General features: G+C 45.3%; 8 protein-coding genes. All 8 read right to left on the reverse strand.

What is annotated here, in order from left to right; translation table 11 throughout:
• Positions 1–52: 52 nt before the first annotated feature.
• The 8 genes from ACP2AU_RS01310 to ACP2AU_RS01345 all read right to left on the reverse strand — a co-directional run bounded on the left by ACP2AU_RS01310 (position 53) and on the right by ACP2AU_RS01345 (position 10,346).
• The gene (locus tag ACP2AU_RS01310; RefSeq protein ID WP_426373964.1) at positions 53–1,426 is read right to left on the reverse strand and encodes an O-antigen ligase family protein; all 1,374 of its coding nucleotides are present in this window, start codon (positions 1,424–1,426) and stop codon (positions 53–55) included.
• Positions 1,416–2,456 (reverse strand): polysaccharide deacetylase family protein, encoded by a 1,041-nt coding sequence (locus ACP2AU_RS01315; protein ID WP_426373965.1) that lies wholly within the window; start codon positions 2,454–2,456, stop codon positions 1,416–1,418. The genes ACP2AU_RS01310 and ACP2AU_RS01315 overlap by 11 nt, the downstream gene beginning before the upstream one ends.
• Positions 2,457–2,462: 6 nt before the next feature.
• Positions 2,463–3,590: a glycosyltransferase gene (locus tag ACP2AU_RS01320; protein WP_426373966.1), complete on the reverse strand. Its 1,128-nt coding sequence runs from the start codon at positions 3,588–3,590 to the stop codon at positions 2,463–2,465.
• Positions 3,583–4,500, reverse strand: a complete 918-nt coding sequence (locus tag ACP2AU_RS01325; protein ID WP_426373967.1) for a glycosyltransferase — start codon at positions 4,498–4,500, stop codon at positions 3,583–3,585. The genes ACP2AU_RS01320 and ACP2AU_RS01325 overlap by 8 nt, the downstream gene beginning before the upstream one ends.
• 142 nt (positions 4,501–4,642) lie before the next feature.
• A complete protein-coding gene (locus ACP2AU_RS01330; RefSeq protein WP_426373968.1) occupies positions 4,643–5,911 on the reverse strand; it encodes a glycosyltransferase in 1,269 nt (422 codons plus the stop codon).
• Between the two features lie 799 nt (positions 5,912–6,710).
• Positions 6,711–8,153, reverse strand: coding sequence for a hypothetical protein (locus tag ACP2AU_RS01335; protein WP_426373970.1), 1,443 nt, complete (start codon positions 8,151–8,153; stop codon positions 6,711–6,713).
• A gap of 108 nt (positions 8,154–8,261) precedes the next feature.
• A complete protein-coding gene (locus tag ACP2AU_RS01340; protein WP_426373971.1) occupies positions 8,262–9,251 on the reverse strand; it encodes a hypothetical protein in 990 nt (329 codons plus the stop codon).
• Between the two features lie 63 nt (positions 9,252–9,314).
• Entirely contained in the window at positions 9,315–10,346 is a 1,032-nt protein-coding gene (locus ACP2AU_RS01345; RefSeq protein ID WP_426373972.1) for a CoF synthetase, read from the reverse strand.
• Between the last annotated feature and the right edge of the window lie 46 nt (positions 10,347–10,392).

Consider the following 10,392-nt stretch of genomic DNA (forward strand, 5'->3'; position numbering starts at 1 on the left):
CACACTGTAATAGTCCGTAATTTCATGAAGTCTTTCATAATCTAGCATCACATCAGCTGAAATAGTGCCGACCATTACGAAGTTTTTCTGCTAGAGTGAAACGCCCATTTTCACTGATTTCTTCAATGGCACCAGCCTCTCTCATAGGGATCGACTTTTGTAACATCGCTAAACGGCCCAATGCGATAGTCAGACCGCCGAACAAGTACCAGTAGTACTGAGACAAACCCCAATAGTTAATGCTGTAGACTGCGTACATCCAAAACAAACAGATAAGTACTTTATTAAGGTTTTCATAGAAGGAAACTTTTGTCCTAGCGGTTCGGCCAAACTCTATTTGAAGACATTTCAGCTGCCTGAAGGCACGAAATAAAAAGACCATGAATATTGCAAACCCGATAAACCCGATCTCAATTAACAGCTCAGCATATAGATTGTGACTTGCCTGGCGTCGACCCAGTTTATGTGCTTTCGCCTCACCCGTTGTGCCAAGTCCATGCCCCACAACAGGCCGACTCAGCCCAAGCCGGAACTCCTGGATCATCCCTTGAATACGACCTTCGGCGGATGCGCCGCCTTCAACATCACGGTCAATAATCGAAAGATAGCGTTCCTTCTGGACGGGCGTCATTACGGAAAACGCTGTCACAATCGCCATTACGGCCACTCCAACAAGAGCAGTCTTGTGTCGTGATTCCTTGAAAATAAAAAAGCTGACGACCATCAAAGCAAGAAACGCACCACGCGACATAGTCAAAATCAGGGCATATAACAATAACGGCATCAAAATCAGGTAAAAAACTTTAAGCCTCCACCTTCCGGTCCATAGGAGATAGTGTAAAAACGGAATTACCGTAACGATCACAAACCCGAGCTCGTTAGGATTGATCACATCAGTCGGAGCGCCGGCAAGTCGGTTAGCAAACTCGTTGGTACTTAAATAGGTTGAGCTACCCCAGTATCCCTGGGTCAAATTCAAATATAGCGGCTCAAGTACCCGAACTACCTGACAAAAAACGAATATAACAATAAACCAGACCAGCCTTTTCCGAGTATCTACAATCAGCGCAGTAAAAAATAAAAAGACAATAGCTTTAACAAAAGGATCCAAGTTATTCCGGATAACGCTACCTGGCCACTCCACAAGAGGCAGGCTTATCACTATGTAGGCAAGCAAGACAAATATAGGCTTGAAAATAGGATGCTGAAACTTCTCAACCAGTTTTTCACGCTGTAAGAATAGAGATAGCGCCAGAACAACCACAGCCACCAATGTAGGGCGGAGACTTGAATAGCCTGGTATCCGAACTGAAAAGCGAAGGAAAAAATCCAAAGTAAAATATAGAAAAAAGACAAACGTAAAGGAGCTGACCACCTGATCAGATACTTTTGCCTGCTGCGGTGTAGTTACCACCTTACCCGGCATAACCAGACACCGCACCACTCAACCCCATACGAACTTCTTTCCGAAGCCTCAACCCTATTAACTCGACGCCAGAAACAGACTTGAAAAACTGAAACATGTCATCACCACTAACATGGCGTCGCATGAGCATAGGCTCACGGGTTCCGAATGCATCCGGAAAGGCAGTTACAGCACCAAGAAACCCTGCTTCTTGGACAAGGCCAGGCAAAAAATCCCGGAAATCGGAGGGCTGCCCATTTGGATAGCAAAACGTTCGACATCGACCTCCCAGTCTAGCATTCAAGGCGTCTCGGCAACCAAATATTTCCTCTCTCGCCTGAGATTTGGTTACTCGCCCAAGCGACGGATGAGTAACAGTGTGTCCGCCAATCTCAATGCCATTATCCTGCATTTCTGAAAGCTCAAGCCAGTTCACTGGTTCGAATTCAGGGGGAATGGAATCAGGGAAAGTTTTTCCTAGCCCAGAAGCAAGCTGGTCAATAAAAAAATGCTTTTCAACGTCAGGTAAGGACAGTGCGTGATGGATCCATTGTTTCCAGTATAACGGACGAGTTTCGAAATTAACTTCTCCAGCTCCACTCCGAAAAGAGCCAATCTTTATTGCTTCCGGAATACGATCGACCTGGCTCAAGAGCCAAGTAATCTTGTCTGGCCAGAGCCAAAGTCTACGGTCTATAAAGCCGGTGGTAACAAACAGTGTAGCGGGAACCTGATATTTTCTGAGGATTGGGTACGCATAATGATAGAAATCGCGATATCCGTCATCAACAGTGATGACAACGGCGTGACGTGGCATGTGCCCATGCTCACGTTTGTACTGCATCAAGCCCACCAAGGAAAAGGAGTTATAGTTCTCCTTGATGTGTCGAACCTGCTGCTCAAAGTACTTTGGGCTTGCCCAATCTTTAACTGGCGGATTGGAGAACCGGTGATACATTAAAATGCGTGGCTGCGTCCGGCAGATCTGCCTGGCTAATTGATAACCACCCCAAGGTCCCAGCGTGCGAATGGTTTTGGAGAACAAGCCCATACTGCATTACTCCTTGTTCAGCAGGGAGTCATAAAGTTCCTGATGCTGCTGAACCATCGTTTCCATACTGAAGCGTTGTCTTGCGGTAGATTTCGCATTTTTCCCTAAACGTTCACGGAGCTCACCATCCGTTACCAGTTTTTCAAGGCAAAAAGCCAATTCATCCAAATTACCACACGTATACAAAAGCCCGGTTTCTCCGTGAGTTATCGCTTCCGGGTTACCTCCCACCGCGCTGCATACAACCGCTAAGCCAGCCTGCATATACTCCACCAATGAATTAGAAAAACCTTCGGAATCGGAACATAACAAGCCTATATCAAGCCCGGTAAGACACTCCTTTACATCACGTCTCGCTCCCAAAAAGTGAACGCGCCCCTCAACGCCCAGCTCTTTTGATGTCGCCTTGAGTGCCTTTGGATCTCCATCTCCAATAATGACCAGATGTAAAGCCGGAATTTCCCCTGGCAACGCCCCCAAAGCTCGCACTGCGTCTTCCAACCGTTTTATAGGCCGGATGTTAGCAACGATTACGGCAAATACTGCTTCTGGATACATCCGACGCAATTCCTTTAGATCAACAGGTATCTCCGGCTGCCTCTCCTCAAATACATAGCCGTTATAAATCACATGAGTGCTTGTCAGATCAAATGGCTCATGTTCGACAGTAACTTTCCTCACCGCTTGGCTATTAGTGATAGCCAAAGCAGCAAATCGTCCACTAAGATTCAACATCGCCAGATATTTTCGTGTGTACCAATAACCCATGTCCCGGCGGGAGATAATGGTTTGGATGCCCAGCATTCCGAAAACCGGAGGACAGATTACCGATGGATCATTAAAAAAAACATGGGCTACCCGACCTCCTTCCGAACGGAATTTTTTGGCAGCCACCCACAAACTTAACCAAGTTTTAATAGATAGCAAACGACTATGCCCAAGCACCTTCACCGCACACGGGAACTCGGCCGAATCTAGGTATTCGGAGGGCTTGAACACTAGAAGAGTTGGTTCAAACCGTCGCCTATCAAGCCCAGTGATTAATTGGTATAACTGCCCTTCCGTGCCAGCATGGGGATTACGAAAAAAATCAATTACAAATAGAATAGGTGTTGGTGGCGTAGAGCTACTCATGAATAGTCGAAACGCTCATCTCGGGGCGCTTAGCACCTTTTAGCCCTACATCGATTGCTCTTCTTGGGTCCAATAGTGAACAAGTCAGGAAGGAGAAAATTGCCTTTACGTACATCCGTTTTTCAAAGTAAACCTGCCCTAATCGGAAATACAATACGGCTCGGCGCCTCCGCAGCGTAGAACGTGGATATGGATACCGAGCCGCCGCCCGCTCAAGGATTTTGAATCCATTCTGCCAGCGAGTCAGCTTTCCATTTGCGCTAATCGTTCCACCGTGCTTTCTGTAATAAAAACATTCAACGCCGGAATATGCGATCTGGGATACCTCTGCGATCCGCAGCACAAAGTCGTGATCCTGAGCCGCCCTAAAGGTCTCTTCTAGTTGTCCAACCTTGGAAATCACGCTTTTTCGGAACATGCAAAGCCCGGGGGACACTATGTAGCAATCGAGTAAAAGTCGATTGGGGTCACTTTCCTCCTGATGGGTCGAGGGAAAAAGCTGATAGAGCCTCGCCGCCCCCTCGTCAACAGCGTACCCCTGACCATAAACCATACCAACCGACGGGTTTTTATCCAGCACTTCAACGTGGCCTGCAAGCGCTCCTTGGGCAAGAAGGTCATCGCTGTCAAGGATTACAACATATCGCCCACTGGCATGGCGTAATCCTAGATTGATTGACGCTGACTGCCCGCGGTTCTTCCTATTTGTATGAGTGAAGACCTTCACTCGCGGATCGTCGATGCGGTTGAGCCACTCCCAAGTTCCATCGGTAGACCCGTCGTCAACGACTATGTACTCAAACTGCCGGTAACTTTGAGAAAGTACAGAATCTAACGTGGCGGGGAGCAAATCAACTCGGTTGAATGATGGAGTTATAACCGAAACTACGGGAAGCGAATCCTGATCCATGGAAAATACCTTGATGTTCGTAGGTCGCAAACTGATAGGAGCTCAATTGATACCGAGTAATCAATGACCCAAAGTTACATTCTGATACAACCTGAACCACTCTGCAAACGATGTATAGACAAAGTGCGCCAATTGAATGGCGTCAGGAGTGCCTCGGAAATCCAATACCTAGCTCAGACAGATACTTATAGTCGTTTACGAGACGATCACAGCTTTCATCACTAAAGTAATAAAAGTCCAGTCGCTGACTGTAGAATGGTTCTACGCCAACCGACCAGGCCTTGCCATTGCTGTTTGACCAGTCCCGGAGCATGCTGTTAAGTTTACGAGAATTAGCCTGTCCACTGATATTCTCTATAGCAATCTGACGAACCTGATCGTGCCCTTCAAAGTTCCTGTACTCCAATATTTTCTTCCGCAACTCTCTGACAGACTTCACCAGCGCACCAGTCCTTTCATTGATGAGACTCTTTGTACCGATATGTGCCTTGCGAAACATGAGAACAGGCGTGCCAGACATCAAAGACTCCGCAACAGCAATAAACGAGCCTTCGCGGTAAGACATTGCGCAAAACATTTTTGCCCTTCGAAAATATCGCCTCAGTTCCTCCTGGCTAGGATCCTCGACAATTGTTACCTGACCTAATACTCCGTATTCCGCTGCCTCCTGGCGGATGCTCTCGGCTGTTCGGGAACCCAAAGGAACGCCAACACAAGTTACCCGAATATCCTCGGGCAACTCCTTTAATGCCTTGAATAACAGCCAGTGCCTTTTGAAACTGGCGAAGTTGGCAACCATCAGGCAATCAATATCTCTTTCTTGAGCCGGCCTTTCAAAAAAATCAGAATTAACCCAACTGGCTGCGTTAAACGGAAGCGAGTGGCAATTACTACCAAGCGTCGTAACCAACTCTCGCTCATGACTATGAACTGGCAAGACGAAAACAGGTTCTTGGCCTGCAGCAGCGACTAATCTGAATAATTCTTTAGAGTACAGACCACTCCAAGAAGGGATAAAAACCAGATGATAGCGAGCAAGAACGTCATCAATACGACCGGAGTCGAGCAACTTCGCCAACTGGTTCTCGAACGAAACCAACAATATGCCCTTTTCAGACTCCGAGATAAAGGGCTTCAATACCGCGCAGTAACTAAGCGATACTGGTTTCGCTTCCTTAACAGAACGATTGACTGAGCAGGCAATATCCAGCGCTTCAGATAGCTGACGTTTATGGCGGCGGTTCCCAGGAAAGTAACCTAAAGAGCCCGCAAGCTGATTAAGCCTGAAACTACCTCCCGCCCGCGAAACGCTAGCAACACGACTCCAGATCATACGAACCAGAAATAGCCAACCGGCGAGATCTGATTCGCGAGCGAGGTTAAACAACTCCCGCTTTAATTTATTTATCATTTCAAGTTCTCCTGAACGAACATGCGTCGAAAGGCGGGAAGATTACAACTCAGTTTACCTACAAATTAATAAAATTACGTCGCGAAGGGCAATCGAAACTTTCACACAACGCAAAGCGTTCCTGGCTTGGACTACCATTTTCATCAAATACGTAAAGATAAAGGTAAAATGTACGATCCTATACCCAAAAGTCTACAGAGAGCTAAGTTGGATTCTCGTTCCAGCCGACTAAACGCTGTATTTCATAGTAACTAAGAGCTTCATAATTCGGTACGTCACTGATAACAATCCACTGAATAGTATTATTCATATAAATTTCTGATAAATATATGTTCTGAAGCGTTTCTTGGCCTGCGTTATTTCCTATCGACGCAATCGAGTCTAGGAAAACTATGAATAAATCTCAAAATCAGGAATAACACGGCCACTGTCAACCGCATAGAATTCAGTGGCGCCATGGATCAGACCATCTTCTCCGAAGTCCAGTACCAGACCAAGAAACGCAAAACCCGCTGCAAGATTTTTTTTTGGAACGGATGGACAAGCTGATCCCCGGGAAACAGGTGAGGTAAAAGGTAGCCCACCATTAACCGCTGCCTACGATGCTCCGCGTTCACTGCATGCAGTTGTGCTAATACCTCAGCGACCCGGCTATGGAAGATGCCCCGTAAGAGATCGTATCTATGCGTAAGTCCGCCGACCGGAACTTGGACCGGTTTCCGTGCGAAGCCACGCCCCTCAAGTTCCGTCATTTCCTAGAGCGCCGCGGGGTTGGATACACTCGTCTACCATACTCTAATCAATTAATTTCAATGCTTTCAATTGGGCTAGGCGGAACGTTTTTGGCCCCAATTAATACGCCCTTCTGATTAAAATGACCAAGTTTATCAAAAATATAAATATAATAATTGTCATTACCATCCAAAGCACCAAGATACTTTTCAAAAACTACTTCAGTATCAGTCCAGCGAGTTGTTCTTTGAACTTCGCAAGTACCTTTGCCTTGACGATAAAGAGTGTAATCACTAACGTTACAAATTTTTACGCGATGCAAAGATTTATCTAAGTATATATCGTCAACCTCAACGGAAAAGGGAACGGACATAAAGTCATTAATCCCCAAAAGAGCAATTGTTAGCCCTGAACTATCATCAAAATTGACATTTAAAATTTCTTGCTCCCATTTATCATCAGACCTTACGAAAGTTTGGCCGTTCATGTATACCGCTAGCCGCGGAGGAATCGTTCCTTCACTATTTCCCAAGCTAATCTCAACTTCAACCAGATTCCATCGTCCGGGTTCTGCAGAGACGCTCCCGTACTCATTAGACCACAACGACAATCCATGACCGGCCCAGCTGATATTACCTAAAGCGAAGCCATACCCTTTTCCGCTTGAGTCACTCCAGAATCTTGCATACTTGCCCCTAGGCGGTATATACCCAAAATCATCAAACTTATTATTCGATGGCGATGACGGGAATATGGTAGATGCACCTGACTCCAGGCCAACTATTTGCTGGCCTAGCATGTCGTGCGTGCTGACACCTTCGGGCGGCTCAAAAAACAGCCAGCCGTATTCTTGATTACCTAAGTCGGACTTGTAGCGTATGATTTTTCCTGTACCGTCGAGTCCTGATATCTTTATACCCTCCCCATAACTGCCATCACCTCCGTCTATAAACCGGTATGACTCTCGAGAACCCGGAATAGCATAGTAACGAGCCATGTCGTACGGGAGTTTTATCCAAAATGAAGCATACATACTGCGGGAACTGTAATTTATAGTTTCTCCCCCACTCGCCATCGGCCATCCGAGGTAATTATCACCACCTTTACCGAAATAATGAGCAACGCCGTTGGATGTCCGGTGTGCTTTCGACTTAACTACCAACATCCCCGTATTGTCATCGTTAGGAAGTGAAGGCTTCGCCCAAATCGTATTCGGATCTAAGTCCTGTCTTTGCACCACCTGGCCATCTTTAAACTGGGACTGATGAAAATTTGGTTTACCGTTCTCCCAAGTGACGTCAACATGATCGTAGAGAACCGGGTTGCCATCTGTTTTCTCAGTGAAGCCCGCCCCTTGAACCCTGACGCGAAAGACGTCATCTGATACTCTCTCAGCTACAACTGAACCTATACTTGGCGCCGCGTAGACGGCAGTACCAAGGCATCCAAGAGAAATTACAGTTAGCCCAGCAACTAGAGCACTAACACGTTTTGATACCGAACTAGCCATTTCGAATCCTCCTATCGTGGTTGAATAATTATAGTAGAGGCTCATTGCTTTAGTCCGGAAGCTTTATCACAATTATCTATAGTCAAAAATTCTTTATATAGAACCATACTAATGATGAATAAGACTCATCAGATCATCTTTCTTGGACTGCCAATCTTTATCAATCTCTTTTCTTCGCTCCACTATATTACTTTTCATGACATCCAAAGAAGACAATGCTTCGTTTATACCGCCCAAGATATCCAATCTAGAATTATTTACATAAATTATTCCTGGACCTCCAAAGTAGGACTTGAGGGTTTTGGTATTGCTTAGTATTAACGGCTTATTTAGCGATAAAGCTTCGTAAGCACCACAATTCAAAATTAGATCTTTGTCAGTAAGAACAACCACCAAATCCGACTCACAAAGCAACGTTTCATAAACCGAATTTGGAACAAATCCTGTGAAAATTATGTCATGCCTTTTGAACTCAATTACTTCAGATTCAGAAAACTTTTTTTTGTAGTTTCCGGTAAGATAAACGCTAACCGAATCTAAGCTTTTCGCCGCTTCTAGCATCTCATTTATTGGCTCATCATCATCAAATGTAGTGACAAAAAGAACCTTTTTTTTCTCGGCGACATCAACTTCAAACTTTTCAGAGCAAGCCTTACATTCGATCCTGGGAATTCGGTCCGGTAAAATGGCAACGCTTCTCGCTAATGATGAAATATAATCTTTTGCGTAGTCATTTGTCACTATTGTAATATCTGCATTAGACAACGAGTAGTTGCTCAAGTAGTGAAAAATTCTCCATTTAAGGCTTCCATCATCCAATTTATCAATCTTAAAATTTGAATGCCTATCAACAATTGCTTTATAGCGAAAGAATTTTTTCATTAAAACAACAACATAGGCAAGCATTACCGACGGGTTCTGACAAAAAACATTATCAGGCCTCTTTCGAGCGATCAGATATAATGTAAGAACAGTTGAATAAATATATTTTGCCAATCGGTTTTTTGGAGATTTTACAAAGATATATTCTGCATCAAAAGACTCTGCCAACTCTCGTGAGCGCCGATGATCTTCCCAAGTTATCCATATATTCTTCATTATTTGTATCAACTCATAAATTATTGCTTAGAATAAAATTATTGTAATCTTAATATAAAAAATCTAAGATTTTATCTCTTGTACAAAGTAGGTGAATTTTTCACGCCCAGCTTTGGTATTATCGCATGAAACGACGATATTCAAATCTTGCTGTAATTCGAGTTTGGTTATTAGCTCTGAACTTATCCAGCTTCTAAAATGCCTCATTCCAAGCAATGGCTGTTCAGATAGATAAAAATAAAACGAGTTATATTCCTTTTGCCTGATTGTAAATCTAAAACAATCATTGAAATTCCGCATATAAGAGTCAAGGACTCTTCCAAATACGACAGCGTGAAATTTTTGCTTCGGATTGATATAAGCAAACTGCTGAGCTGTACGTCCACGCAGCTCTTCGATCGAGCACATCGAACCCAACTCACTACAATCAGCCTTGGCAAGGCTAACTGCATCTCCCAGCTGATAACGAACGACACTTTGAGATTTGCGAGAGACATCCGTGATCAACACCGTGTCTTCTTCCTCAACCCAAAGCCAGGGATTTACCAAGTGCAAATGTCCTCTTGAGCATTCAAAGGCGATGACATCAAACTCGGTGGACCCATATTCCTCAAAAACCGGAGCTCCAAACACCTCTGCGATAAACTTCTTCTGCGCGGGCAGGATCGACTCCGCCGTGCAGATCACGGCTTTTACGCCCCTTGGCTTAAGTCCCTTCTTTTGCGCAATCTGCGCGGCCTCAAGGATGAGCGACGTATATCCATACAGATACTCAGGGCTCCACTTGACCAGTTTTTCAACCGTTTCTGCAGCACCATCCTCCGCCGGGTAGAACACCTTACGGTTCAACAAAAAATCGCGGATCTTTGCCGTTAGGGAATTGGCTGCCCTACCCCATACTCGCGCTTCTCTCTGACCCAGTTTCAGACCGTGCTTGTTATAGCAATACGCCCTGACGGCAAGCATCTGCGCCAGCTCAGTTCTGGACAGAGAAATATGTGTTGGCTCTCCGGTAGTACCCGCCGTGTGCCGGGAAAAACTCGATGCCACAGTGCTGCTGGCAGCGGACATTGCCCTGAGATCAGCCTTGCTCATTGGCGGTCTATCCGGCAATTCCGACAGAGAATGCACTGCCACACCC

The sequence above is a fragment of the Marinobacter sp. VGCF2001 genome (assembly GCF_049943275.1).
Classification (GTDB): Bacteria; Pseudomonadota; Gammaproteobacteria; order Pseudomonadales; family Oleiphilaceae; genus Marinobacter.